The sequence below is a fragment of the Haloarcula terrestris genome, from assembly GCF_031624315.1.
GTDB classification, from domain to species: Archaea; Halobacteriota; Halobacteria; order Halobacteriales; family Haloarculaceae; genus Haloarcula; species Haloarcula terrestris.
In genome coordinates, this window is record NZ_JAMQOM010000001.1 from 662,581 (window position 1) to 686,262 (window position 23,682).

Annotated in this window: 25 protein-coding genes; 10 read left to right on the top strand and 15 right to left on the bottom strand. The window is 66.1% G+C overall.

The features are described 5' to 3' along the window. Window positions 1-40: 40 nt before the first annotated feature. Both NDI54_RS03580 and NDI54_RS03585 read right to left on the bottom strand, forming a co-directional pair. Window positions 41-1,024, bottom strand: coding sequence for a Gfo/Idh/MocA family protein (locus NDI54_RS03580; protein ID WP_310895095.1), 984 nt, complete (start codon window positions 1,022-1,024; stop codon window positions 41-43). A gap of 64 nt (window positions 1,025-1,088) precedes the next feature. Then, window positions 1,089-1,376, bottom strand: coding sequence for a zinc ribbon domain-containing protein (locus NDI54_RS03585; protein ID WP_310895096.1), 288 nt, complete (start codon window positions 1,374-1,376; stop codon window positions 1,089-1,091). Between the two features lie 182 nt (window positions 1,377-1,558). Here NDI54_RS03585 and NDI54_RS03590 point away from each other — a divergent pair, with 182 nt between their 5' ends. After that, window positions 1,559-1,996, top strand: coding sequence for a DUF6735 family protein (locus NDI54_RS03590; protein ID WP_310895097.1), 438 nt, complete (start codon window positions 1,559-1,561; stop codon window positions 1,994-1,996). Window positions 1,997-2,005: 9 nt separating this feature from the next. Next, on the top strand, window positions 2,006-2,725 hold the full coding sequence (nucS, locus tag NDI54_RS03595; RefSeq protein ID WP_310895098.1) for an endonuclease NucS: 720 nt from the start codon (window positions 2,006-2,008) through the stop codon (window positions 2,723-2,725). Between the two features lie 69 nt (window positions 2,726-2,794). Here the strand turns inward: nucS and NDI54_RS03600 are convergent, their stop codons facing one another. After that, the gene (locus NDI54_RS03600; protein ID WP_310895099.1) at window positions 2,795-3,061 is read right to left on the bottom strand and encodes a HalOD1 output domain-containing protein; all 267 of its coding nucleotides are present in this window, start codon (window positions 3,059-3,061) and stop codon (window positions 2,795-2,797) included. Window positions 3,062-3,166: 105 nt separating this feature from the next. Between NDI54_RS03600 and NDI54_RS03605 the strand changes: the two genes are divergently transcribed. Beyond that, on the top strand, window positions 3,167-3,883 hold the full coding sequence (locus NDI54_RS03605; RefSeq protein WP_310895100.1) for a helix-turn-helix domain-containing protein: 717 nt from the start codon (window positions 3,167-3,169) through the stop codon (window positions 3,881-3,883). 15 nt (window positions 3,884-3,898) lie between these two features. Here NDI54_RS03605 and mutS read toward each other — a convergent pair whose 3' ends face one another. Next, window positions 3,899-6,748 (bottom strand): DNA mismatch repair protein MutS, encoded by a 2,850-nt coding sequence (mutS, locus tag NDI54_RS03610; RefSeq protein WP_310895101.1) that lies wholly within the window; start codon window positions 6,746-6,748, stop codon window positions 3,899-3,901. A 125-nt stretch (window positions 6,749-6,873) separates the two neighbouring features. On the opposite strand from mutS, the gene NDI54_RS03615 reads away from it, so the two are divergent. Then, the gene (locus NDI54_RS03615) at window positions 6,874-7,263 is read left to right on the top strand and encodes a DUF7383 domain-containing protein (protein WP_310895102.1); all 390 of its coding nucleotides are present in this window, start codon (window positions 6,874-6,876) and stop codon (window positions 7,261-7,263) included. Between the two features lie 174 nt (window positions 7,264-7,437). After that, entirely contained in the window at window positions 7,438-9,117 is a 1,680-nt protein-coding gene (thsB, locus tag NDI54_RS03620) for a thermosome subunit beta (protein WP_406600163.1), read from the top strand. Window positions 9,118-9,350: 233 nt separating this feature from the next. On the opposite strand, the gene NDI54_RS03625 is transcribed toward thsB, so the two are convergent. Beyond that, window positions 9,351-10,235, bottom strand: coding sequence for a hypothetical protein (locus NDI54_RS03625; protein WP_310895103.1), 885 nt, complete (start codon window positions 10,233-10,235; stop codon window positions 9,351-9,353). 76 nt (window positions 10,236-10,311) lie between these two features. On the opposite strand from NDI54_RS03625, the gene NDI54_RS03630 reads away from it, so the two are divergent. Continuing rightward, window positions 10,312-11,307, top strand: coding sequence for an ornithine cyclodeaminase family protein (locus tag NDI54_RS03630; protein WP_310895104.1), 996 nt, complete (start codon window positions 10,312-10,314; stop codon window positions 11,305-11,307). Here the strand turns inward: NDI54_RS03630 and NDI54_RS03635 are convergent, their stop codons facing one another. The 3 genes from NDI54_RS03635 to NDI54_RS03645 are packed head-to-tail and all read right to left on the bottom strand — an operon-like array spanning window position 11,308 to window position 11,921. Beyond that, entirely contained in the window at window positions 11,308-11,529 is a 222-nt protein-coding gene (locus NDI54_RS03635; RefSeq protein WP_310895105.1) for a DUF7535 family protein, read from the bottom strand. Window positions 11,530-11,568: 39 nt separating this feature from the next. Further along, the gene (locus NDI54_RS03640) at window positions 11,569-11,736 is read right to left on the bottom strand and encodes a hypothetical protein (RefSeq protein WP_310895106.1); all 168 of its coding nucleotides are present in this window, start codon (window positions 11,734-11,736) and stop codon (window positions 11,569-11,571) included. Then, on the bottom strand, window positions 11,736-11,921 hold the full coding sequence (locus NDI54_RS03645; protein ID WP_310895107.1) for a hypothetical protein: 186 nt from the start codon (window positions 11,919-11,921) through the stop codon (window positions 11,736-11,738). Before NDI54_RS03645 ends, NDI54_RS03640 begins: the two co-directional genes overlap by 1 nt. A gap of 220 nt (window positions 11,922-12,141) precedes the next feature. Between NDI54_RS03645 and NDI54_RS03650 the strand changes: the two genes are divergently transcribed. From NDI54_RS03650 to NDI54_RS03660, 3 genes are all read left to right on the top strand, one after another. Next, complete coding sequence (locus tag NDI54_RS03650; RefSeq protein WP_310895108.1) at window positions 12,142-13,533, top strand: sensor histidine kinase; 1,392 nt, start codon at window positions 12,142-12,144, stop codon at window positions 13,531-13,533. Window positions 13,534-13,633: 100 nt separating this feature from the next. After that, window positions 13,634-16,309, top strand: a complete 2,676-nt coding sequence (gene leuS, locus NDI54_RS03655) for a leucine--tRNA ligase (protein WP_310895109.1) — start codon at window positions 13,634-13,636, stop codon at window positions 16,307-16,309. A gap of 101 nt (window positions 16,310-16,410) precedes the next feature. Continuing rightward, window positions 16,411-17,709 carry a DUF7282 domain-containing protein gene (locus NDI54_RS03660; protein ID WP_310895110.1) on the top strand — a complete coding sequence of 433 codons (1,299 nt, stop codon included), beginning with the start codon at window positions 16,411-16,413 and terminating at the stop codon, window positions 17,707-17,709. A 14-nt stretch (window positions 17,710-17,723) separates the two neighbouring features. Here NDI54_RS03660 and NDI54_RS03665 read toward each other — a convergent pair whose 3' ends face one another. The 4 genes from NDI54_RS03665 to NDI54_RS03680 form a co-directional block, all read right to left on the bottom strand. Continuing rightward, on the bottom strand, window positions 17,724-18,176 hold the full coding sequence (locus NDI54_RS03665) for a peroxiredoxin (RefSeq protein WP_310895111.1): 453 nt from the start codon (window positions 18,174-18,176) through the stop codon (window positions 17,724-17,726). Window positions 18,177-18,178: 2 nt separating this feature from the next. Beyond that, window positions 18,179-18,586 carry an Hsp20/alpha crystallin family protein gene (locus NDI54_RS03670; protein ID WP_310895112.1) on the bottom strand — a complete coding sequence of 136 codons (408 nt, stop codon included), beginning with the start codon at window positions 18,584-18,586 and terminating at the stop codon, window positions 18,179-18,181. Between the two features lie 50 nt (window positions 18,587-18,636). After that, a complete protein-coding gene (gene pheA / locus NDI54_RS03675) occupies window positions 18,637-19,452 on the bottom strand; it encodes a prephenate dehydratase (RefSeq protein WP_310895113.1) in 816 nt (271 codons plus the stop codon). A 108-nt stretch (window positions 19,453-19,560) separates the two neighbouring features. Further along, a complete protein-coding gene (locus tag NDI54_RS03680) occupies window positions 19,561-20,400 on the bottom strand; it encodes an aldo/keto reductase (RefSeq protein ID WP_310895114.1) in 840 nt (279 codons plus the stop codon). A gap of 284 nt (window positions 20,401-20,684) precedes the next feature. Here NDI54_RS03680 and NDI54_RS03685 point away from each other — a divergent pair, with 284 nt between their 5' ends. Next, the gene (locus NDI54_RS03685; RefSeq protein ID WP_310895115.1) at window positions 20,685-20,939 is read left to right on the top strand and encodes a hypothetical protein; all 255 of its coding nucleotides are present in this window, start codon (window positions 20,685-20,687) and stop codon (window positions 20,937-20,939) included. Between the two features lie 80 nt (window positions 20,940-21,019). On the opposite strand, the gene NDI54_RS03690 is transcribed toward NDI54_RS03685, so the two are convergent. The 3 genes from NDI54_RS03690 to NDI54_RS03700 all read right to left on the bottom strand — a co-directional run bounded on the left by NDI54_RS03690 (window position 21,020) and on the right by NDI54_RS03700 (window position 23,650). Next, window positions 21,020-21,649, bottom strand: coding sequence for a hypothetical protein (locus tag NDI54_RS03690; RefSeq protein ID WP_310895116.1), 630 nt, complete (start codon window positions 21,647-21,649; stop codon window positions 21,020-21,022). 150 nt (window positions 21,650-21,799) lie between these two features. Next, window positions 21,800-23,218: a dihydrolipoyl dehydrogenase gene (gene lpdA / locus NDI54_RS03695; RefSeq protein WP_310895117.1), complete on the bottom strand. Its 1,419-nt coding sequence runs from the start codon at window positions 23,216-23,218 to the stop codon at window positions 21,800-21,802. Between the two features lie 39 nt (window positions 23,219-23,257). After that, complete coding sequence (locus NDI54_RS03700; protein ID WP_310895118.1) at window positions 23,258-23,650, bottom strand: hypothetical protein; 393 nt, start codon at window positions 23,648-23,650, stop codon at window positions 23,258-23,260. Between the last annotated feature and the right edge of the window lie 32 nt (window positions 23,651-23,682).

Consider the following 23,682-nt stretch of genomic DNA (forward strand, 5'->3'; position numbering starts at 1 on the left):
GTCAAAACCGTTTCGCGCTCGTCGCGTCGCGGCAGACGGCTCACTCGGGCTGGGCCACGTCGACCGGTTCCCCGGCGTCTGCACTCCGGGCCAGTGCGTCCATCGCACGCATGTTCCCCAGCGTCTCGGTCCGGTCGATGGGCGGCGTCTCGCCGTTCTCGACGGCCTCGGCGAACGCCTCGACCTGCAACTGGTAGTGGTCGACAGGATCGAACGTCTCGGTGACCTCGCGGCCGTCGACGCTGTAGGTCAGCGAGACGGACTGGTCGTGTTCCGGGCCGAAGCAGTTCGGCGCTTCGAGCCAGCCGTCGTCGGTCTCGACGCGGTAGTAATCCCGGTCCGGGCCGTCGAAGCCACAGGATATCGAGGCGACGCGCCCGTCGTCGTATGAGAGGACGCCGCTGAGGTTCGTGTCCACGCCGCTGTCCCAGGAGTCACGGGCGTGCGCGAACGCACGGTCCGGCTCGCCGAGGAAGCCCCGGGCCGCGCTGACGGCGTAACAGCCCACGTCCATCAGGCTCCCACCGGCCAGCTCCGGGTCGAGCCGGATGTTGTCGGGGTCGTCGAGCGGGAACTTGAACGACGCGTCGACGGTGTGAATCTCGCCCAGTTCCGTCTCGACGATTTCCCTGGCTCGCTGGGTTCGGGGGTGGAACTGATACATGAACGCTTCCATCAGCGCGACGCCCTGGTCGGCACAGTAATCAAAGAGGTCCGCCGCCTCAGCGGTGTCGACCGCCAGCGGCTTCTCACAGAGCACGTCGAGGCCGTGGTCGGCGGCCCGCTGGCTCCACTCGGCGTGGAGCGCGTTCGGGAGCGGGTTGTAGACCGCGTCGATGTCCGCGTCGGCGAACATCGCCTCGTAGTCGCCAAACGCACTGTCGATGCCGAGGGTCTCGGCCACCTCGCTGGCCCGGTCCCGGTCTCGGGAGCTGATCGCCGCCACGGTGTGGTCGGATTTCTGAATGCCCGGAATCACGTCTTCGCGTGCGATTTTCGCTGTCGAGATAACGCCAAAGCGCATACCGGTATCCGATGCCCCTCCGATAAACAATTATCGACATTTCGGCCCGCTACTGCGGGCGGCGTCAGTACGGCTGGCTTCGGTCCGCCGGCTGCCGTTGCGGGCTCCCGCCTGTCAGGTCAGCGACACACTGGCGGCAGAACTGGTAGTCCTGCTCGTTTCTCGCCCCGCAGTGGGGGCAGTCGATGGAGGCAGTGCTGTCGTCGGTGGCGTTGCCACGGCGCCCCTCCGCCTCGCCCTGCCCGGTCGCACCGGCGGGGTCGCCCCGGTGCCGGTAGGCGTACAGCATGGTCAGGACGTGGAGCCCCACGAGAAGCGCGATTGCGCCGTAGAGCCACTCGCTCACCATCATATGTTAACATACGGGAACATACTACTTGAGGGTTGTGCCGGGTTACCAAGGGCCTGTGATTTCGTTCGGTTTCGACCCCTGATCGAGGGGTGATTTCGGCATACGGGTCCCGCAAGCCAGCGTTCAAATAGGACCACGCGGCCAGGGGGGCCCATGCCCGTTCACACGTCCGGTGGTCTCTGATGGGCCGTCGAACGCTCGTGGCCGTCGCCCGCCCCGACGGCCGCTACGACTGCCGCACCGCACACTGGGGCGTCGACGCTGATCCGGTCGCTCAGTCCCGCCCGCTCGGGAATGGGTGGACGGCGTCGGCCGTCCTCGCTGCCCTCGATGCGACCTACGAACAGCTGGTCGTGCTCGATGGGTCGGTTCGGACCTACGCCGTCTGCTGGCTCGACCCGATGCTATCGGATATCGACGACATCGCCCTCGCTCGCACCGACGACCCCGATGCGTTCCGGTCGTGGTGGGTCGACCGCAAGGACGCGGCGTCTCGTGCCCTCGACAGCGACAATCGGAAGCCGGCGAGCGTCCGGCACGACCTGCTCGCTGCGCTCCGGGACCGCGCCGCCGCCGTTCACTGCCCCGACGACGCGTCCTTTTTACGCGGGGACCGCTAACCGCCACACGTGACCGCCGTCGAGACGCTGACCTATCCCGACCCCGCCGACGCGCTGGAACTCGCGTCGCGCGCCGCCGACCGCGGCGCACTGGTGACGCTCGTGGGCTCCTGTACGGTCGAATACGAGGGCCGAGCGGCCAGTTCGCTAGGGCTTGGCGACCGCCACGTGATGCTCAAGCCCGACGGAGCCGCGCTGGTCCACACCGACGAGGGCCAACAGCCGGTGAACTGGCAGCCGCCAGGCTGTGAGCACAGCGTCAGCGTCGACGACGGCTCGCTGGTTGTTCGCTCCACACGGTCGACCCCCGAGGAGTCACTGGACGTTGTCTTCGAGACGGTCGCCCACGCCGCGGCCTTCGACGTGAGTGACTCCGAAGACCTCGCGCTCACCGGGACCGAAGCGGATCTGAAAGACCGCATCCTCGACGAGCCGGCGCTGGTCGAGTCGGGCTTTACGCCGCTGGCGACCGAGCGCGAGACACCAGCCGGCGCGGTCGATATCTACGGGGAGGACACCGACGGCCGGACGACGATACTCGAACTCAAGCGCCGCCGCGTGGGCCCCGACGCCGTCGGCCAACTGGGCCGGTACGTCGATGCCCTGGACCGAGATTTACACGCTGACACCGAAGTCCGGGGAATCCTCGTTGCGCCGTCGGTAACGGACCGGGCACGTCAGTTACTCGCCGAGAAAGGATTGGAGTTCGTCTCGCTGGAACCGCCGTGACCTGCTGTCCGTCAAACCACTACCGGACGTGTCTGGCCTGCCCCGGGCTACCCGAGTGGGGACAGGGAGCTACCCATCTACAGTGACCGTTCCATCGGTATCGACGACCACGCGGTGGCCGCTGTAGTCGAACGCGACGTGGGCGTCGGTGTTCGAGTCGTCGATACACGCCGTCAGCGCATCCGGATTGATACTGTCGCCCAGCGGCGGGAGTGACTTCGTCGGTCGCCCCTCCACGGCCGCCACAGCGCGGACGACTGCGGTGATGATTGACTGCTCGGGACCGTGGGCTTCGATAACGGCTGGTGAGATTCCAGACACGGTGCTTTTCCTCATGATAAATCTAACACCCAGGCGTAAAGTTCAACATGGCTAGCATAGTGAACGCCAACGATGTGAAGTATGCCAACATTCTTCACGGGATATCGAGTACACCAGCGTATGTCTCAACAGCCTGGTGACGGCCGGGCGGTTACGCGTGTAGAGTTTGACCTGTCTGATGCGTCGTATCCCTTTGTATCGGTATCTGAGACCGAATCGTGTTCGGTGATTTTGGTGAAGTGCCTCCCCAGAGCGGACGACACGTACGCGGAATTCCTCTCAATTGAGGACGCTCGTCCCGACAGGCTCGCCGAGTCTGTCGAGGACGATGCCCACCGTGAGGCGCGGGTCCTCGACCGGACCGACGACGGCGGGCTCGTCGAACTAGATGTCCAGAACAGCTGCCCCATCGTTTCGCTTGCAGACGCCGGTGCGGTGCCACAAACTGCCCAGGGTGTCGACGGCCAGGGGACGGTTGTGGCCGACGTACCGGGGCAGACGGAGACGGCGGCGGTTATCGAGGAGTTTCTGGCGTCTCATCCCGACGCCGAACTCGCGACGAAACAGCAGCGGGAGTCCATCGTCCCGCTGTTCGGCTTCCAGGACTACGCGGCCCTCACCGAATCGCTGACCGACCGCCAGCGGGAGGTCCTCGAAACGGCCCACGAAGCGGGCTACTACAACTGGCCTCGCGAGGCGACAGCCGCGGACCTGGCTGAACGCCTCGACATCTCCGAGCCCACGCTGCACAAGCACCTGCGCGCCGCCGAGCAGAAACTCGTCGCGGCCATGTTCGCCTGTCCGCACGACGACGCAGCCGCCGATACCGATAACTGATTTCCGCGACCGCTGTTATTCGAGGCGGTCCTGTAAGTCCGCGAGCGCGTTCATCGCTTCTATCGGCGTCATCGTGGCTACGTCGAGCGACGCCAACTGCTGTGCCACTGACTCCGGGAGCTGCCCTTCGGCGTCGGCTCCGTTCGTCCGACGCGTTTCGTGTGCGTGGCCGTCCGCTGAACCCTCGCCGGCCGACCCCGCCGCCGTTCCGTCGGCTTCGGCCGACACCGTCTCCGCAGCGGCGGTATCAGCGTCTGAGTCAGCCGCCGCCCCGGACTCCGATTCGCCGGCGGCTCCCGGTCGTTCTCTGTCGGTGTCGGCCCCCTCGGCATCCGTCAGGAGATCCCGTGACCGTTCGACGACGGACTCGGGGACGCCGGCCATGCTCGCCACCTCGACGCCGTAGGAGGCCGCCGCGGGACCGGGCGCGAGTTCGTGGTCGAAGCGAACGTCGCTGTCCTCACGGCTGGTCTCGAAATGGCGGTTGGTCGCGCCGGGTAGCGCCGCGGCGACGGCCGTCAGGTCGTGGTGGTGGGTCGCAAACAGCGTGTACGCGCCGACCTCGTCGTGGAGGTACTCGGTGACCGCGCGGGCGATAGCCAGCCCGTCGGCCGTCGACGTGCCCCGCCCGACCTCGTCCAGCAGGACCAGCGAGTCGGCGGTCGCCGCGTCCAGAATCGTCGCCAGTTCGGTCATCTCGATCATGAACGTCGAGCGGCCGCCGGCGATGTCGTCGCTGGCCCCGACGCGGGTGAACACCCGGTCGAGAATCGGGAGGTCGGCCGCCTTCGCGGGGACGAAGCCCCCCGCCTGTGCGAGCAGGCAAATCAGCGCGACCTGGCGCATGTACGTCGACTTCCCGCTCATGTTCGGGCCCGTGACCACGGCGAGGAAGGGGTCTTGCGCTCCGGGGGATTCACCGTCAGACTCTCCCTCGTCCGCTTGTCGGTCGCCGCTCTCTCGAAGCGGCCCGCTGCCCAGATGCGTGTCGTTGGGGACGAAGGCGTCCTCGGTCCGCTCGACGACCGGGTGGCGGCCGGCGGTGATGTCGATGCCGTCGCCGCCGACGGTGGGCCGGCAGTAGTTGTACTGGGCCGCGACCTCGGCGAAAGAGACCAGCACGTCGAGGCGTGCGAGGCGGTCGGCCAGGGCCTGCACGCGCTCGGCTTCGTCGGCCACCTCGTCCCGGACCGCACAGAACAGGTCGTACTCCAGGCCGTCGGCCGCGCTCTCGGCGCGTAGGATCTCCTCTTCGCGCTCCTTGAGTTCCGGCGTGTAGTAGCGCTCGCTGTTTTTCAGCGTCTGGCGGCGCTGGTAGTCCTCGGGGACGGCATCGAGGTTGGCGTTCGTCACCTCGATGTAGTAGCCATGTACCGAGTTGTGCCCGACCTTCAGCGAGTCGATGCCGGTGCGTTCGCGCTCGCTCGCTTCCAATTCGTCGATCCACTGCTTGCCCGACTGCTCGGTCGAGCGCAGCCGGTCCAGTTCGTCGTCGTAGCCCTCGCGGATGACGCCGCCCTCTGTCACCTGCTGTGGCGGGTCCGGGCGGATCGCCGCCTCAATCTCCTCGCGGGTTTCGGTCAGCGGGTCCAGCGTCGCATGCAGATCCGCGAGCAGGCGGGCGTCTGCGTCTGCGAGGTGGTCCCGGATCTCCGGAACGACCGACAGCGTGGCGGCCAGCGACCGGAGGTCGCGGGCGTTCGCCCGGCCCCGCGAGACGCGCGAGATGAGCCGTTCGAGGTCGTACACGTCCGCGAGCAGATCCGAGAGCGCCTCTCTGGTCGCGGGGTCGCGCTGGAGTTCCGCGACCGCGCCGTGGCGGGCCTCGATTCGGTCCGCGTCGAGCAGCGGCCGGCGGAGCCAGTCGGTGAGTTTCCGCCGGCCCAGCGCACACGCCGTCTCGTCGACCGTATCGACGAGCGTGCGGTTCTCGTGGCCCCGGACCGACCGGCGCTCGAACAGTTCCAGACTCTCGACGGCGACGGCGTCGAGCAGCATGTACTCCCGCGGGTCGTACCGCGTGAGGTGATTGAGGTAGTCGAGCGTGCCGGCGGGGTCCACGTCCGGGTCGACCGGCTCGCCGTCGGGGCCGACCGCGCCGCTGCTGCCGCGGGTGTACTCCGCGTAGGCAAGCAGCCCACCGCAGGACCGGATTTCCGCGTCGCCGGCGAGCAGGCGCTCCGGCGGGCCGAAGTACTGGGTCACGCGCTCCTCGGCGCGCTCCCGGGCGAAGGCGGCCGCGTCGTAGCGCGTCACCAGGCAGGCCGGGCCAAAGACGGCGTCCCGATCCACGTCCACGTCCGGGCCGACGATGGCTTCGGCCGGGCCGAACCGGCTGAGTTCGTCGGCGACGGCGCTTGCCGAACCGACGCTGGTGGCGTAGCAGTCGCCGGTCGACACGTCGAGCAGCGCCAGCCCGTACCGCTCGCCGGCCGTCAGGGCCGCGACGTAGTTGTTGTCCGCTCCGCCCAGTAACTCGCTCTCGGTGAGCGTGCCGGGCGTGACGATTCGCGTCACCGCGCGTTCGACCACGCCGCTGACCTCGTCGGGGTCCTCGACCTGGTCGGCGATAGCGACCCGGTAGCCCGCGTCTAGCAGCGTCTCGATGTACGATTCGGCGTTGTCGATGGGGATGCCGGCCATCGGGTACTCGCCGGTCGAGTCCTCCCGCTGGGTCAGCGTAATCTCACACAGTCGGGCGACCCGCTTTGCGGCCGCACAGAAGGCCTCGTAGAAGTCCCCGACCTGAAAGAGGACCAGGGCGTCGTCGTACTGCCGGCACAGCTCGTAGTACTGCGCCATCATCGGCGTCAGGTCCTCCTCGAGCTCGGCCATCTGCTCGGGCGGGCCAAGCGCAGCGTCCATACCGGTGGCAACAGCCGCCCCCTCATAGGCGCTCCGCTCTCCCCCGCCGTGACGTGATCGCTCCGGCAGGTACTGCGGCAACGGCCGGCCACTGATTTTTATACTGTGCGGGAGAGGTTAGTCGTATGTCACGTCGTGCCAACTACGCGCTCTGTCAGTTCCAGCAGCACCTCGGCCCGTCGGCGGATTCGCTCGACGTTCCCTGGGCCGAGTACACCGGCGATTCAACCGATCCGATTGCCTTCGACCTCCCGACCTCGTCACCCGCGGACCCGTACGTCCAGATGCAGGTGTTCGATGTCGAGGACTTCGAGCACGAAATCGTCGTCAACGGCGAGCCGCTGTCGGGGTTCGACATCGCGCCGGGCGAGGGGTGGCAGCTCTGGATGGACACGATTGCGCCCGAGCGACTGCAACTCGGCGAGAACACCATTCAGTTTCGGCGGAACACCGACTCGAAGGACGCCTTCGTCGTCGGGTCGGTCACGGTTCACTGGACCGAGCCGGTTGAATGAATATATAAACAGGTCATCCCGGTCTTACTGGGGCGTGCCAACAGCTACCACTGTTGGCGGGATGTACCACCTCAGTCCGGTGGTTTTCCCCGTTCTGGGCGCATCAACAGGTGACCGACGAGCGCCCTGTAACCCCTACTTTTATATAGAACCACATGCAATCTTCGCTTGATTATGAGCCAACGCCAGATGCAGGGCCAGCCGATGATCATCCTGGGAGAGGACTCCCAGCGGATGAAGGACAAGTCTGCACAGGAACACAACATTTCGGCCGCCCGCGCGGTCGCCGAGTCGGTACGCTCGACGCTCGGCCCGAAGGGGATGGACAAGATGCTCGTCTCCTCGATGGGCGACGTTACCGTCACGAACGACGGCGTCACCATCCTCACCGAGATGGACATCGACAACCCGACAGCCTCGATGATTGTCGAGGTTGCCGAGACACAGGAGGACGAGGCCGGTGACGGCACCACCTCCGCCGTCGCCATCGCAGGCGAACTCCTCAAGAACGCCGAGGACCTTCTCGAACAGGACATTCACCCGACGGCGATCATCAAAGGGTTCAACATGGCCGCCACGCAGGCCAAGGACGAACTCGACGACATCGCCACCGAGGTCGACCCCGACGACGAAGAGCTCCTGAAGAAGGTCGCCGAAACCTCGATGACGGGCAAGGGCGCTGAGCTCAACAAGGAGCTGCTCGCCCAGCTCATCGTCGACGCGGTCAACGCTGTCACCGTCGAAGCCGAGGACGGCTCCGTCATCGCCGACCTCGAATACCTCAACATCGAGACCCAGACCGGCAGCTCCGCCGGCAACTCCGAACTCCTCGAAGGCGCGGTCATCGACAAGGACCCGGTCCACGAGGAGATGCCGACCGAGGTCGACGACGCCGACGTGCTGCTCGTCGACACGGCCATCGAGCTCGACGAGACCGAGGTCGACGCCCAGCTCTCCGTCGACGACCCGAGCCAGCTCCAGAACTTCCTCGACAAGGAAGAACAGCAGCTCAAACAGATGGTCGACCAGATCGCCGACACCGGTGCCGATGTCGTCTTCTGCCAGAAGGGCATCGACGACATGGCCCAGCACTACCTCGCCGAGAAGGGTATCCTGGCCGTGCGTCGCGCCAAGAAGTCCGACATCGAGTTCCTCAAGGAAGTCCTCGGGGCTCGCATCGTCTCCGATCTCGACTCCGCGACCGCAGCGGATCTCGGTCACGGCTCCGTCACCCGCGACGAGGCCGAAGGCCTGTTCTACGTCGAGGGTAGCGGCGACGGGGCTCACGGCGTCACCCTGCTGCTCCGTGGCTCGACCGACCACGTCGTCGACGAGCTCGAACGCGGCGTCACGGACGCACTCGACGTTGTCGCGTCGACGGTCGCCAACGGCAGCGTTCTCGGCGGCGGCGGCGCGCCCGAAGTCGAGGTCGCCCGCCGGCTCCGCGACTACGCCGACAGCGTCGAGGGCCGCGAGCAGCTCGCCATCGAGTCCTTCGCCGACGCGCTGGAGATCATCCCGCGTACCCTCGCAGAGAACGCCGGTCTCGACAGCATCGACACGCTGGTCGACCTGCGCGCCGCTCACGAGGACGGCGATGTCAGCGCCGGCCTGAACGTCTTCTCCGGCGATGTCGAGAACACGCTCGACACCGGCGTCGTCGAGCCGACTCACGCCAAACGCCAGGCTGTGTCCTCGGCTGCAGAGGCCGCGAACCTGGTCCTCAAGATCGACGACATCATCGCTGCCGGCGAGCTCTCGACCTCCGGCGGCGACGAAGGCGGCCCCGGTGGCGCCCCTGGCGGTATGGGCGGCATGGGTGGCATGGGCGGCGGTATGGGCGGCATGATGTAAGCGAGGTTCTGAGCGAAGCGAAGAACCTCGACTAGCGAGCGAATCGCTGTCTGCGGTGCGGTTTTTTGCGGTTTCGTAACGCGCCGAGTCGTCCCAGTGTGCGTATCGACTCGTGAAATCGAAGCAATCGTTACGTACGTCTCTGCGTAGTTTCTACTGTCCCAGTCCGATTGGTGGCACGGACTGGTGACAGTGGGTGGGGCACCCTCTTCGTTTTGCGTCCGATGGCTACGTCATTCAGTCCTGTTGTACTGGTCGGTTCTGCCGGCTGTTGGGGCTGACCCGTGCCAGGTATCGAACGCTACCTCCGTCGTCCCGAGGTCGCTATAGCGGAGGCTCTCCGTCACGCGGCGTGTCTCGGTCCCGTTGACGGTCGTGTACTGGAGCGCGTAGCTCCGGACGACGCCGTTGGGTGTCACGGTGGCCGAGAGGGAGACGTTGGTAACGCGGTCAACCGGGCGAGTCGCGATTGTCCTGTCGTCGGTCGCTCCGGCCCCCTTGATACGATACAGCGAAACCCCGTACAGTTGCTTGATGACCGAACCGCCAGGGCGGATGGATGTGACGTTGGTGACCGAAAGCAGCGTGATGAGGCGGCCGTTGAACGTGGGCTCGAAGAACAGCGCGGCCCGAGGGGGGCGTGGTGGACCACCGATACCGCGGCTGTCAGCGACCACCTCCGCCGATGTCGAGCCGTTGACCGTGGTCCACCTGAGTGCGCGGCCGTTTCGCCAGGTGCTGTGGATTTCCCGCGCTGTCACGCCCGGGCCGGTCACCGTTCGAGTGGCCCTGTATGACCGGTAGCCCGTGCTGATGCTGGCCCGGGTTCGGACGCGCTTATAAACGCCGCTGTCGTTCCTGACGGTTCTGGTGTGTCGAACCTGGTAGGAGGTGCTTGAGAGTTGGCCCACGTGGGCGCGACCGAGCGCGGTGGCGTTGACGACGCGGTCGCCGACGATGCCCGGGGCGCGTTGTTCTGGACTCGCCGTCGCCTCCGCAGTCGGGACGGGGGCCGGCGTCACCGTCTCTCTGGCGGCCGTGCCGTCACCGAACAGGCCGGCACACCCGGCGCTCAGCAGGCAGAGGCTGACCACGGCAATCGCTACCCCGCGACGCATACCAGTGACTGGGCGTGTGACGACATAATCCCTGTGACGGCGGGGGTATAAGTGGCGTCGAGTGTCAGGGGTTCGTATGCAGACGCTGCTTCTTGGCGCGGACGCGGTCGAGGACCACGCTGCGATGCCGGCGGTCATCGACGCGGTCGCCGCCGCCTTCGCCGCCGATGCCAGAGACAACACCATCATGCCGGCCAAGTCCTACATCGACCTGCCGCAGTACAACGGCGACTTCCGGTCGATGCCGGCCTACGTCAACGCGGAGACGTGGGACGCCGCCGCGGTCAAGTGGGTGAACGTCCATCTCGACAACCCCCGCGACCACGACCTGCCGACCGTCCTCGGGACACTCATCTACTCCGACCCGGAGACGGCGTTCCCGCTGGCGGTGATGGATGGGACCGTTCTGACGCGCCTGCGGACCGGGGCAGCGGCCGCTGTCGCCACCGACCACCTCGCCGTCGATGACGCCACATCGCTCGGTTTGGTCGGGGCCGGGACGCAGGCCTACACGCAACTGGAAGCCATCTCGTCGGTGCGGGACATCGAGACGGTAGTCGTCGCCGACCGGGACACGGAGAAACAGCAGGCGTTCGTCGACGCCTTCGACGACCGGTTCGACGTACGCGCAGGCACCATCGAGGACGCCGCCGGCTGTGACGTGCTGTCGACGATCACGCCCGTCGAGTCGCCCATCGTGGAGCGGGAGTGGCTCGGCGACCGCACGCACGTCAACGCTATCGGGGCCGACGCCGCCGGCAAGCAGGAACACGACGAACGCACGCTGCTGGATTCGAAACTCGTTATCGACAACTACGAGCAGTGTACCCACTCCGGCGAGATCAACGTCCCGTGGGGCGCGGGCGTTCTGACCGACACCGACCTCCACGGCGAACTCGGCGACATCGTCGCGGGCAAACTCTCGGGGCGGACCGATGACGACGGCATCACTGTCTTCGACTCGACAGGGCTGGCGATCCAGGATGTCGCGGCCGCACACGTCGTCTACGAGAACGCAAGCGCCGACGGCGATGGGACGGCGTTCTCGCTTGTCGACACGGACACGTCCTGATTAGGATGTGGGTGTGAGCATCTCGGTCACTTTCGAGATGCCCCAGACGATGATGATAAACGGCAAGAGTGGGACCAGCAGGACGAGCAGGCCGGCGAGCATGCCCCAGCCGATCACGTCCATGCCCTCGTTGGGACGGCTCCGCGACCCCGGCGTGACCGACCGGAGTGCCTTCGGCAGTCGTCCGCTGTCCTTCGCATCGTCGTCAGGTGATTCCGCCATACTGTCTCTTGCGTTGAGACGTGTATAAGCCTAGGGCGGCTACATCGCACCGGCGACGCCGCTGCCGATGGCGGCCCCGCACTCGCTACAGGCCACGAGATAGAACCGCTTGGAGGCCGTAAAGAAGCCCGTCGTCGACTCCATGTCGAGGAACTCCACGTCCTCCTGGTCGGCCATCTCCGCGTCGCATTCCGGACAGTGAACCATCAGGCTGCACCTCCGTTCGACTTCGCGCCGGCGACGCCGCTACCGATAGTGACGCCACAGGCCGCGCAGTTGGCAGTGTAGAAGCGTTTGGAGGCTTTGATGAACCCGGTCCTGGCGTCCACTTCGACGAACTCGATGTCGTCGGCCGTTTCCAGCGAGGTCTCACAGTCAGGGCAGTGTACCATACAGTTCTGACACTTGCGGAGTCCGGCAAAAATCTTGTGTGGGTTCCGACGCCCGGTCGGAGTCCCGTGTCCGTCCCGCCGGGATTGCTCGGACCCATCTGGCGCTGGAACGTTCGGGAGCTATCGCTGAACTGAGGGTCGTGAACGGCTTTTGCTGCTCGAAACGCCCGAAACAGTAACGGTCCATCACACGTAACAGTACGCTCACCGGGAACGCACAATGGGTGGCAAATCTGTCTTAGTCGTCGGCGACGACGGGGTGGATCCAGCAACTCTCGAATCCGCTCTCGCCGAGACGCCGGCTTCGATCACGCAACTGTCGGACCTCACGGCTCTCTTTGATACGCTCACCCGTTCGATGTTCCACGCGCTCGTCCTGCCTGCAATCGTTGACGGACAGTCCGGGACCGACATTGCGTACGGGGTCAGGAACCTATTTCCCGATCTCCCGGTGATCATCGCCGGCGAGGACCCGTCGGCAGTTCCGGACGGCCTGGACGTAACGGCAGTCGAGTCGTCGACACGGCTGGAAGACAACGTTGCCGAGGCTGTCCGGGACAGTCTCGACGGCGAGCCGCCGTCTGTTGCGGGACGCCCACCGTCGCCGATGGAGACGCTGTTACTCTCGCTGTTCAACGAGCTGCCGGATCACCTCTACGCGAAAGACGATGACGCCCGACACGTCCTGATGGGCCGGGGGTTCAACGAGCCGACCGACCGGCTCGGCCGCACTGATGTCGAAGTCCCGGAACTGGCCGACGAACACGCGAAAGCGGCCCTCCGTGATGAGATGGACGTGATCGAGGGGAACACAGACCGGATCGAAGTCGAGGAGTTCCTCAACCTCGGCGCGACGTACGTCCGCACTCGTAAAATGCCGTGGTATGACGCTGCGGGGGAGATCCAGGGCATCGTCGGGCACACACAGGACATCACCGAGCGAAAGCTCCGCGAACACGCGTTCCGTCGCCAGCACGAACGGATGGTGAAGGTCGCGCTTGTGGCGTCTCACGAGCTCCGAAACGAACTCCAGATCGCCTACGGCCGACTCGAAGACATGGCTGGCTGTGACGATGCGGCCGCCGACATTGAGGAGTCCCTTTCCAATGTTTCTACGATCATCGACACCGTGGTCGAACTCTCCACGAGCGATCCGAACGGACCGCTCCAGCACGACGAGATCGAACAGATCCCGAAACAAAAACACGTGTGGCTCTCCCGTCTCAGTCGTGAGGTCTGGGACACGCTCGCTGACAGCCGGGCGAGCCTGACCTTCGACGGCGACACCCGTATCGTCGCAGACCAGGAGTCGACTGGGCTGCTTCTCCAGATCCTGTTCCAGAACGCGCTTGAACACGCTGGCCCGTCAGTCACCGTTACCGTCGGCACGACGGACGACGGCTTCTTCGCCGCCGACGACGGCCCAGGCATCGATGTTGAGCCGCCGGAGCGCGTGTTTGACGCGGGCCACTCCGCCGTCGCGGAGAACACTGGATTCGGGCTCTATGTCGCTCGACGGGTCGCCGCGGATCAGGGCTGGACGCTCTCCATGTCGGACAGCGAGTCGGGCGGCGCTCGCTTCAACATCGGAAACGTGGACTGTCAGGACTAACGGGTCGGCGGCCGATCCGTCAGGACGCTCTCTACGCTGTGCCCCGACAGTCTCCCGAAGGGAAAGGTATAGCACCGTCCCTACCGGATGTTCCGATATCATGACTACGACCGGTGAGGAACGCGAGCGGGGGTTCGATCACACGGAGATCGAACCCCGGTGGCAGCGCACGTGGGACGAGGCCGACGTGTTCCGGATCGACGACGACGAGACCGACCCGGAGTACGTCCTGGCGATGTTTCCTTACACCTCCGGGAGCCTCCACATGGGCCACGTCCGGAACTACACCATCACGGACGCCTACGCCCGCTTCGAGCGGATGCGTGGCGAGAGCGTCCTGCATCCGATGGGCTGGGACTCCTTTGGCCTCCCCGCGGAGAACGCCGCCGAGGAACGGGACACCAACCCACGGGACTGGACGATGCAGTGCATCGACTCGATGCGCGACCAGCTCACGGAGATGGGCTTTGGCTACGACTGGGACCGCGAACTGGCGACCTGTGAACCCGACTACTACCAGTGGAACCAGTGGCTGTTCAAACAGTTCCGCGAGGAAGGGCTCGTCGAGCGCCAGGCCGCCGAACTGAACTGGTGTCCCTCGTGTGAGACCGTCCTCGCTGACGAGCAGGTCGAGGGCGAGGCGGAACTGTGCTGGCGCTGTGACACGCCCATCGAGGCCCGCGAGATGGACCAGTGGTTCTTCACCATCACCGACTACGCCGAGGAACTGCTGGAAGACCTTGACGATTTGGACGGCTGGCCGAACAACGTCCGGGAGATGCAGCGCAACTGGATCGGCAAGCAAGAGGGTGCGAGCGTCGCCTTCGAAGTCGGCGAGTACGGCGACGTGGACATCTTCACGACCCGCTTAGATACCATCCACGGGGCGACCTTCTTCTCGCTGGCCCCGGGCCACCCCGTCGCCCAGGAAATCGCCGAAGAGAACGACGCGGTCGCGGAGTACATCCACGAGGCCGAACAGGCCGACGAGGACGACTTGGACGTGACCTCTGGCGTGTTCACCGGCGAGTACGCAACGAATCCCGCCACCGGCGAGGAGATTCCCGTCTACGTCGCCGACTACGTGTTGACCGACGTAGGGACCGGCGCGCTGTACGCCGTGCCGGCCCACGACGAGCGCGACCACGAGTTCGCCGAGGCCCACGATATCGACATCGTGCAGGTCGTCGAACCGACCGACGACGCGGACGCCGACCCCGAGGACATCGACGTGCAGGAGGCGGCGTATCCCGAGGACGGTCTGTTGGTCAACAGCGGCGAGTTCGACGGACTGGAGAGCGCCGAGGCCCGCGACCGCTTCGTCGAGGAGTTCGACGGCGACCACCGCACCGAGTACAACCTCCGGGACTGGGGCATCTCCCGCCAGCGCTACTGGGGCACCCCGATTCCCATGATCCACTGCGACGATTGTGGCTACGTCGAGGTCCCCGACGAGGACCTCCCCGTCGAACTGCCGGAGTTCGTCCATACGACCGGGAATCCGCTCGACGCTGCCGAGGAGTGGAAACACGTCGACTGCCCCGACTGTGGGGCCGACGCGGTGCGGGAGACGGACACGATGGACACCTTCGTCGACTCCTCGTGGTACTTCCTGCGCTACACCTCGCCGGAGATGGACGACGCCCCCTTCGACGCCGAGCGGGCCACCGACTGGATGCCGGTCGACCAGTACGTCGGCGGCATCGAACACGCGGTGATGCACCTGCTGTACGCCCGCTTCTTCACGAAGGTGCTGGACGATCTGGACATGGTCGAGGGCGTCCGCGAACCCTTCACCAACCTCACGAACCAGGGAATGGTGCTGGGCGAGGACGGCAACAAGATGTCCAAGAGCCGGGACAACGGCGTCTCGCCACAGCGCATCATCGAGGAGTACGGGGCCGATACGGCCCGGCTGTTCATCATGGAGGCCGCCCAGCCCGAGAAGGAGTTCGCTTGGAGTCCTGAGGGTGTGCAGTCCGCACACAGCTTCCTCCAGAACGTGTACACGCTGGTTGCAGACTACACGAGTGACGAAGTCACCACCGACGATGCCGACGACATCGCGGCCTACGTCGCCAGCGAAATCGACGCCACCGCCGCGAACACGACGGCGGAGTTCGAGGACTTCCGGTTCAACCACGCGCTCCAGGCCGTGCGGGAACTGGTGTCGCTGCTGCGCCGCTATCAGGAGGCGACCGACCCCGACGCCGACACCTTCGAGCGCGGGCTGGCGACGGCAGCGAAACTGCTCGCCCCCGTCGCCCCCCACGCCGCCGAGGAGATGTGGGCCGAACTGGGCCACGACGACCTCATCGCGGAGGCCGAGTGGCCAGCGGCCGAGGCCCCAGCCGACTACGAGATGGAGCGTCGGCTGGTCGAGAACACCCGCGAGGACATCCGCGATATCGTCGAGACGGTCGGTATCGAGGACCCCCAGACCATCACGCTCGCCGTTGCACCGCAGTGGAAGCACCGCGTGCTGGACCTCGCCCGGAACGCCGACGGTAACGTCGTCGGGACCGTCATGCAGGACGAGGACCTGCGCGAACAGGGCGAGGCGGCCGCGGACTTCGCCAAGGAGATTGCCGGCCGCGCCCAGTCGCTGGACGAGCAACTGCCGCCCGAGCGCGAACAGGACGCGCTCGAACGCGCCGCGTGGCTCATCGAACGCGAGTTCGGTGCCGACGTGGTCGTGCAGGGGCCGGACGAGGCGGACCCCGACCTCGTCGGCAAGGCCGGACCGGGTCGCCCGGCTATCGATATCGCCGAGTAACGGCGTCGGGCACCAGACCCATTAGGCTCGACCTACTGGCCAGTGACGTGTTCGGTACTCGCCGAATTGGTATCGTTTTACTTGCATTACTTACCATAACGATGACACTCAGCGGCGTCGCCGCCCAGCAACAGGCCGCCACGGTCGACCCGACTCCGTCCGGTCCGAACGAGGCGGAGTCGACGCACGCGGTGACGTTCGCCGTCGGTGACAGCGCCGTCGCCGGCACCGCGTTCGAGGACATCCGCATCGACTACAGCGTCGATGCGCCGGCCGCCGACGTGTCGAACGTCGGGGCCAGTTCCATCGAACGGGTCGGTATCGACCGCGGCAACGATGACCCCGGTTCGCGGGTCGACGTTCGCGCCGCCGAAATCAGCGAGGTCAGCGGCGGGGCCGACGGCGCGGCGGTCCAGATTATCCTGGCCGGCGACCGCGAACTGCGGCAGGGCGACCAGATCGTCGCGGTCATCCGGCCGGTCCAGAACCCCCAGAACGCCGGTACCGCTGCGGTCGAATTGACTGTCAACACACAGGGGGCGGCCGTCAGCCGGACCGGCAGCGCCACCTACGAACAGCACGACGCCACCGTCACCGCTGCCGACCAGACCAGCGCCGGCGAGACGGTCGTCGTCGACGAGGTAACTCTCTCTGAAGGCGGCTTCGTCGCCATCCAGAACACCTCGGGCGCGTCGCCCGGCGAAATCAGGGGAGCGTCGGCGTATCTCGGTCCCGGGACGCACCAGGATGTCGAGGTGACGCTCGATGTGCCTCTGGACTCGACACAGGATCTCGTCGCGCAGTCCTACACCGACAGCAACGCCGACCGTGACTTCGATTACGCGGCCTCCGGTGGCGAAGTCGACGGTCCCTATCGGAACACTGACGACAACGTCATCGGATCGGATACGCTGACGGTGACATACGACCCCGACGCCGAATCGACGCCGACTGAAACTGTGACGGCAACGCCGACGCCAACCGAGACGGCAACGGCGACCGAGACGGCAACGGCGACCGAACCTGTGACGGCGACGCCGACCGAGACAGCAACGCCAATGCCCACTGAAGCCGCGACAGCGACGCCGACCGCAACCGCGACGCCGACAGCAACCGAGACCGATTCGAGTGCCGGCGATGGTGATGCCGACGGGGAGACGACTGTCACGTCGACCGATACCGAGACGGCGACCGCACCGGAGACGGTATCGCCGACAGCCTCGGCGGATTCTGATTCGGAGACTGCGAACTCGGCCGGCACGCCTTCGGACGCGACGGTAACGGACTCGTCGGACGACGACGGGGGCGTACCGCCGGTCGACAATGGGTTCGGTGCGCTGCTGGCCGCGTTGCTCGTCGCGCTCCTGTTTGGTGGTGCGACGCTACTCGGGTCCCCGTAGGCGGCCGGTCCGGACTACTCGGCCGCGATGACGCCGGTGTCGACGAGGTCCTCGAAGACGTTCGTCGCGTGGCCGTCGGGGGCGACCCGTTCGTAGACGGCGACAACGCGCCCGTTGGCGATGACGTACGTCGTCCGCTGGCTCCGACCGTCGACGAGCGGCACGTCGAAGGCCTCACACAGCCGTCCTTCGGGGTCGGCCAGCAGGTCGAAGCTGATGCCGTTCGCCGCGGCGAACTCGCGGTGGCTGTCGACGCCGTCCGTCGAGACGCCGTACACCGAGACGCCGGCGTCCGCGAACCGCTGTGCGTACGCCTCGAACTGTTCCGCCTCCGTCGTACAGCCCGGGGTGTCGTCCGCCGGATAGAAGTACAGCACTGTCGGCTCCTCGAAGGTGGGCTGGACCGCGTCGCCGTGCTGGTTCGTCGCCCTGATGGTTGGCACGTCCGTGCCGGGATCGAGCACCATCGTTAGTTCACGGGGATGTCCGTGCCGTCGTCGTCCTCGTTGCGTACGACCTTCTCCAGCCGCACGGTGAGGACGCCGTTGTTGTAGCTCGCGGTGGTTTCCTCCTCGTCGACGGCTTCGGGGAGCGGGACCGACCGGCTTATCGACTGCTGGCGGCGCTCGCGCTGGACGTACTGACCGTCAGTCGATTCCCGCTCCTGGCTCGACGCGGCGCTGATGGTGAGCTTGCGGTCCTCGACGAGCTGGACATCGATGGCCTCGCTGTCGTAGCCGGGGAGGTCCGCGTGGACGACGAAGGCGTCGCCCTCGTCGACGACATCGACTGGGATAGCGCCCATGTCGACGCCGAACTGCTCTCCCAGCATATCGAACGCGCGCTCGATCTCGCTGAACGGATCGCGGTCGGACATACACGGGGGTATGCAGGCCCGGGACTTAACGCTTAGAACCTCCTGCTGGCTCAGTTGACGACCGTCTGTGAGTCATACGACCCAAGCCGGCGGACCCACCCCTTCTCGGCGATGTCTTCGATGTCGGCCAGCGCGTCCTGCGTGCGCTGCTCGTAGAGGCCGGCCGAGATGTCGATGTGGAAGACGTAGTCGCCCAGGCGCTCGCCGCTGGGCCGGGACTCGACGCGGGTGAGGTTGATGTCGCGGTCGGCAAAGGGCTCCAGCAGTTCCAGCAGCAGGCCAGGGTAGTCCACGTCGGGGTAGACGATGAAGGAGGTCTTGCCGCCGGCCTCGCTGCGCTCGCTCGTCGGCGCGACGACGACGAAACGGGTGGCGTTCGAAGACTGGTCCTGGATGTCCTCGGCGAGGACTTGTAGTTCAGTGCCGTTGGTCGCGTTCTCCGGGTGGCCGATAGCGGCGATGTCCGGGTCCCCGCGGGCGCGTTCGACGCCGCGGGCCGTCGACGCGACGGCTTCCACGCTCACGCCCGGGTAGTGTTCGTCGAGCCAGCCCCGACACTGGGCCAGCGCCTGCGCGTGGCTGGCGACCAGCGAGAAGGAGTCGTCCTGTGCGAGCAGGGCGTGGCGGATCGGCGTGATGATCTCGTCGACGACGGCGATGTCGTACTCCGCGAAGGCGTCCAGCGACTCGGTGACCGACCCCTCGATGCTGTTCTCGACGGGGACGACGCCGCGCTCGGCCTCGCCGTTGGCGACGGCCTCGACGATGGCGGTCACCGACTCGGAGAAGGAGATCTCGTCGTCGGTGACTGCCTGTGCGGCGCGGTGGGAGTAGGTCCCCTCGGGACCCAGGGTGACAGTGGTCATACCCGGGCTACTCCGCTGGGAACCAAAAGAACGGTGGTCGTCGTCGGGCGCTGTGCCGGCGTGGTCGCGGTCACCGGCGGGCGCTGTGCCAGTGGCCTCAGCCGCCGTTCACGACAGTTGGGCCAGTTCCTCGTCGCTGAGGTCGATGGCGCTTGCGGCGACGTTCTGTTCGAGATGATCGAGGCTGCTAGTGCCCGGAATCGGGAGCGTCACGTCCGAGTGTCCCAGCAGCCACGCCAGCGCGATCTGGTAGGGTGTGGCGTCGTGGCGCTCGGCGATTTCGTCGATGCCGTCCACGCCGTCGAGGTCGCCAGCCCCCAGCGGGAACCACGGGATGAAGCCGATGCCGTAGTTCTCGCAGGCCGCCAGCACGTCCTCGTCGTCGCGGTGGGCGACGTTGTACTGGTTCTGGACTGTCGCCACGTCGACGATGTCGCGGGCGCGGTCCAGTTGCTCGACGGAAACGTTCGAGACGCCGATGTGCCGGATCAGTCCCTCGTCTTTCATTTCAGCGAGTGCGTGAATCGAGTCCTCGAACGGCGTATCGGGGTCCGGGCGGTGGTACTGGTACAGGTCGATGGGGTCCATCCGCAGGCGGTCCCGCGAGCACAGTTGCGCATTGTGCAGGTAATCGGGGTCGCCGTGGGCCAGCCAGTCGGCGTCGGTGTTGCGGAGCAGGCCGCCCTTCGTCGCGATGACGAGGTCATCGCGTTCGGTGTCCAGCGCCTCGCCGATGAGCCGCTCGGAGACGCCCGGGCCGTAGGAGTCCGCCGTGTCGATGAAGTCGACGCCGAGATCCACCGCCCGCTCCAGCACCGCGCGGGCGTGTTCCTCGTCGTCCGGTTCGCCGATGATGTCCTCACCGGTGAGCCGCATCGCGCCGAATCCGAGCCGGTGAACTGTGAGATCGCCGCCGATATCGAAGGTGTCACTCTCGTTTGTGTCCATGCCTTCACTGTCGTGGGCGCGCCTGAAAACCGCGGTGCCTGTCCCGGTAGTTACCGCTACCGATGGCTCGCTGTTCGGCGAGTACAATCTGGGACCGGCCCAGTAGTTGGTCGTGATTGGACCACGATAATCCAGCCCATCTGTTCGAAAGACTACCACGACTGGGGTGTACTTTTTTCACGAAGCGAGAGAGAAGAATCGGGTGTCTGTCAGCATCACCGCAAGTAACTGACGCGTCAGCGTTCGAGAAGGGGTCGCTCGGCCTGCAGGTCGTCCTGTTCGTCGTGACCGGCACGCTCTATGGCCTGTACTGGCTGTACAAGACTGCCAAGCAACTCGATGCGGGGACAGACCAGGATCTGACTCCGATCCTGGCGGTCATCCCGGTCGTCAACATCATCGGGGTCTGGCAGATCTCGAACGCGGCCGAGGCCGTCACCGATCAGAGTGGTGTTGTCCTGTTCCTGCTGTTCGTCGTCTTCGGCCCCATCTCGTGGTTCCTGATTCAGTCGGGTATCAACGGCACCGCGGCCAACTGACGAAGTCGAGGCTATTTTTGCCGGACACGAAGGCCGTACTGACGCACCTCTCTCGTTCCGATAGCGGTGTTCGTCGCCGGTTACGCGTCGTCGCGGTGGAACAGCGCGAGGTGGACGAAGAGATAGCGCGAGGCATAAAAGACCGCGACGCTGGCGGCGAAGGCAAACAGCGAGACGGCGGCGACCGACACGCCGAAGCCGGAGTCGACGAAGGGGTTTCGGCCCATCGCCGCGATGTACGCCGACACCGCGTCACCGCCGCCCAGGCCCACGGCGAACAGGCACAGCGAGAGCATGATCGCCAGGCCGCCCGTGCCGAGCCCGACGTACCGCGCGAAGTCTTCGGCGTTGAGCGCCGCATGTGCCTGCCGTTCGGTCAGCGGTGCGAGCCGGACCCGGTAGAGGACTGACCCGACGAGGAGCGTCGCACCGAACAACTGCAAGAAGCCGCCGAACAGCCCGAGCAACAGCACCTTCGGCGAGGCGACGGCGGGATCAACCGTCGGGAGAAACGCCGCGGTGCTGTCCGGATACAGACCGTATATCGGGAGTAACAGCGCTAACGCGCCCAGCAGGGCGCTCTGGAGCGCGAGCGTTCGTGGTACGGTCTGTCGGAGATACGAGTGCCGTTCGTAGCGGATCCGCTGGTAGGTCGATCCTGAAATGATGGCTTGGGCGATGGTGTCGTCGGGCTGTGAATCAGTAGACATATCTTACCGGTTCCTAGTCACCGTCAGTTTACTCAATCGGCATTATAACCCTTTCGTACGCCGAAACGCTCTCCTACCCTGTCATTTCGCACGTGGATCGCGGTACCGCGCACTCGGCCTGGGACTTGCCGACTCGGTCGCAAGCCCGCATTACCGTGTGTGAATCGCTTCGCCACGCGCGGCCGCGGCCGCCTCGTGGACGGCCTCGGAAAGCGTCGGGTGGGTGTGGATCGTTCCGGCGATGTCTTCGAGCCGCGCGCCCATTTCGATACCCAGTCCGAGTTCCGCGATCAGTTCGGACGCCTCCGGGCCGACGATCTGTGCCCCGAGCAGGAACTCCTCGTCGGCGTCGGCGACGACGCGGACGAACCCCTCGCGCTCGTCGACGGTGAGCGCTCGGCCGTTGGCCCGGAACGGCATCTCTCCGGTGACCGGGTCGAAGCCGGCCGCCTCGGCCTCGCTTTCGGTCATGCCGACAGTGGCGATCTCGGGATCAGTAAAGACCGCGGCGGGGATCGCCTGGTGGTCGAAGGCGGCCGGTTCGCCGGCGGCGGCTTCGGCGGCGACCTCGCCTTCGGCCATCGCCTTGTGCGCGAGCATCGGCTCGCCGGCCACGTCCCCGACCGCGAACACCGACTCGAACGCGGTTCGGCACTGGTCGTCGGTCGGGAGGACCCCGTCCTCGTCCGGCTGGAGGTCGACGTTCTCCAGCGCGAGCGTGTCGGTGACCGGTTCACGGCCGACCGCAACGAGGCACTTCGTGGCGTTGTACTCCGTGACCTCGTCGTCTTCGTTGACGGTCTGGACGCGGATGCCTTCCTCTGTTCGCTCCCAGTCGTCGGCCGCCTCGCCGAAATTGAAGTCGATGCCAAGGTCTTTGGCGCGTTCGCGGACGACCGCTGCGATGTCGTCCTCGTAGCCGGGCAGTACGTCGTCGAGCATCTCGACGACCGTGACCTCCGCACCCAGTTTGGCAAACACCGTCGACAGCTCCATGCCGATGTAGCCCGCGCCGACGACGACCAGCTTTTCTGGGACCGATTCCAGTGCCAGCGCGTCCTTCGAAGAGAGGATGTGCTCGCCGTCGAACGCAAAGCCCGGGATTTCCACCGGTCGGCTCCCCGTGGCGACGACGGCGTGTTCGAACGACAGTGACTCCGAGCCCTGGCCCTCGCCGCTGTGGGCGACCCGCACCGTGTCGTCGTCGACGAACTCGGCGGTGCCCTCGATCAGGTTGACGCCGGCGCTCTTACACAGCGACTCGACGCCTCTGGTCAGCCGCGTGACCACGCCGTCTTTCCACTCGGTCATCCCGGCCATGTCGACGGCGGGGTCCGCGAACACACCCATCGACTCGGCCTGCCGGGCGTTGTGGGCCACGTCCGAGGCCGAGATGAGCGCTTTCGAGGGGATACAGCCGTGATTCAGGCAGGTCCCGCCGTAGGCGTCCCGCTCGACGAGTGTGGTGTCCAGTCCCAGTTGCGCGCCCCGGATAGCGGCGACGTAGCCGCCCGGCCCGCCGCCGATAACCAGCAGTTCGGTTCCAGTAGTGACATCTCCGACGACCATAGCGGCTCCTCGGCCGGGCCGGTGAAAAGGTATCGCCCTTCAGCCCGCTGTCACACCCCACCGCCGGTACAGGTAGTATCCGATGACCGGAACCGACACCGCAAACGCCGGGAGGAGCGCCGTTCCCACGCCGTGGACCACGCCGGCGAGCGCATACAGCGGTGTCGGAGACCAGCCCCCCTCGGTCCGCTGGACGCGCCGGCTGTCGAGAAAGAGTCCGACCGCGAGCAGCAGGCTGAACAGCACAGCCGCCCAACTGGCGAGGACGGTCAGGGCAAACGCCCCGAGGAACGTTCCGAGACTCCCCGCACCGGTCGCGGTCGACGACACGAACAACTGCATCGCGAACCGGGAGAGGGCGATACACGCCGGGGGCAGGACGAACAGCGCGGCTAAGCCGTACCGTATCAAAGTCTCTCTCGTGGAGGGCATCGCGTGTCACGTCGTCCCAACGACGTGTTTTG

Bases quoted from the DNA above. Each gene is read 5' to 3' on its own strand.
- NDI54_RS03580 (WP_310895095.1), bottom strand. From the start codon at position 1,024: ATGCGCTTTGGCGTTATCTCGACAGCGAAAATCGCACGCGAAGACGTG.
- NDI54_RS03585 (WP_310895096.1), bottom strand. From the start codon at position 1,376: ATGATGGTGAGCGAGTGGCTCTACGGCGCAATCGCGCTTCTCGTGGGG.
- NDI54_RS03590 (WP_310895097.1), top strand. From the start codon at position 1,559: ATGGGCCGTCGAACGCTCGTGGCCGTCGCCCGCCCCGACGGCCGCTAC.
- NDI54_RS03600 (WP_310895099.1), bottom strand. From the start codon at position 3,061: ATGAGGAAAAGCACCGTGTCTGGAATCTCACCAGCCGTTATCGAAGCC.
- NDI54_RS03605 (WP_310895100.1), top strand. From the start codon at position 3,167: ATGTCTCAACAGCCTGGTGACGGCCGGGCGGTTACGCGTGTAGAGTTT.
- mutS (WP_310895101.1), bottom strand. From the start codon at position 6,748: ATGGACGCTGCGCTTGGCCCGCCCGAGCAGATGGCCGAGCTCGAGGAG.
- NDI54_RS03615 (WP_310895102.1), top strand. From the start codon at position 6,874: ATGTCACGTCGTGCCAACTACGCGCTCTGTCAGTTCCAGCAGCACCTC.
- thsB (WP_406600163.1), top strand. From the start codon at position 7,438: ATGAGCCAACGCCAGATGCAGGGCCAGCCGATGATCATCCTGGGAGAG.
- NDI54_RS03625 (WP_310895103.1), bottom strand. From the start codon at position 10,235: ATGCGTCGCGGGGTAGCGATTGCCGTGGTCAGCCTCTGCCTGCTGAGC.
- NDI54_RS03630 (WP_310895104.1), top strand. From the start codon at position 10,312: ATGCAGACGCTGCTTCTTGGCGCGGACGCGGTCGAGGACCACGCTGCG.
- NDI54_RS03635 (WP_310895105.1), bottom strand. From the start codon at position 11,529: ATGGCGGAATCACCTGACGACGATGCGAAGGACAGCGGACGACTGCCG.
- NDI54_RS03640 (WP_310895106.1), bottom strand. From the start codon at position 11,736: ATGGTTCACTGTCCGGAATGCGACGCGGAGATGGCCGACCAGGAGGAC.
- NDI54_RS03645 (WP_310895107.1), bottom strand. From the start codon at position 11,921: ATGGTACACTGCCCTGACTGTGAGACCTCGCTGGAAACGGCCGACGAC.
- NDI54_RS03650 (WP_310895108.1), top strand. From the start codon at position 12,142: ATGGGTGGCAAATCTGTCTTAGTCGTCGGCGACGACGGGGTGGATCCA.
- leuS (WP_310895109.1), top strand. From the start codon at position 13,634: ATGACTACGACCGGTGAGGAACGCGAGCGGGGGTTCGATCACACGGAG.
- NDI54_RS03660 (WP_310895110.1), top strand. From the start codon at position 16,411: ATGACACTCAGCGGCGTCGCCGCCCAGCAACAGGCCGCCACGGTCGAC.
- NDI54_RS03665 (WP_310895111.1), bottom strand. From the start codon at position 18,176: ATGGTGCTCGATCCCGGCACGGACGTGCCAACCATCAGGGCGACGAAC.
- NDI54_RS03670 (WP_310895112.1), bottom strand. From the start codon at position 18,586: ATGTCCGACCGCGATCCGTTCAGCGAGATCGAGCGCGCGTTCGATATG.
- pheA (WP_310895113.1), bottom strand. From the start codon at position 19,452: ATGACCACTGTCACCCTGGGTCCCGAGGGGACCTACTCCCACCGCGCC.
- NDI54_RS03680 (WP_310895114.1), bottom strand. From the start codon at position 20,400: ATGGACACAAACGAGAGTGACACCTTCGATATCGGCGGCGATCTCACA.
- NDI54_RS03690 (WP_310895116.1), bottom strand. From the start codon at position 21,649: ATGTCTACTGATTCACAGCCCGACGACACCATCGCCCAAGCCATCATT.
- lpdA (WP_310895117.1), bottom strand. From the start codon at position 23,218: ATGGTCGTCGGAGATGTCACTACTGGAACCGAACTGCTGGTTATCGGC.
- NDI54_RS03700 (WP_310895118.1), bottom strand. From the start codon at position 23,650: ATGCCCTCCACGAGAGAGACTTTGATACGGTACGGCTTAGCCGCGCTG.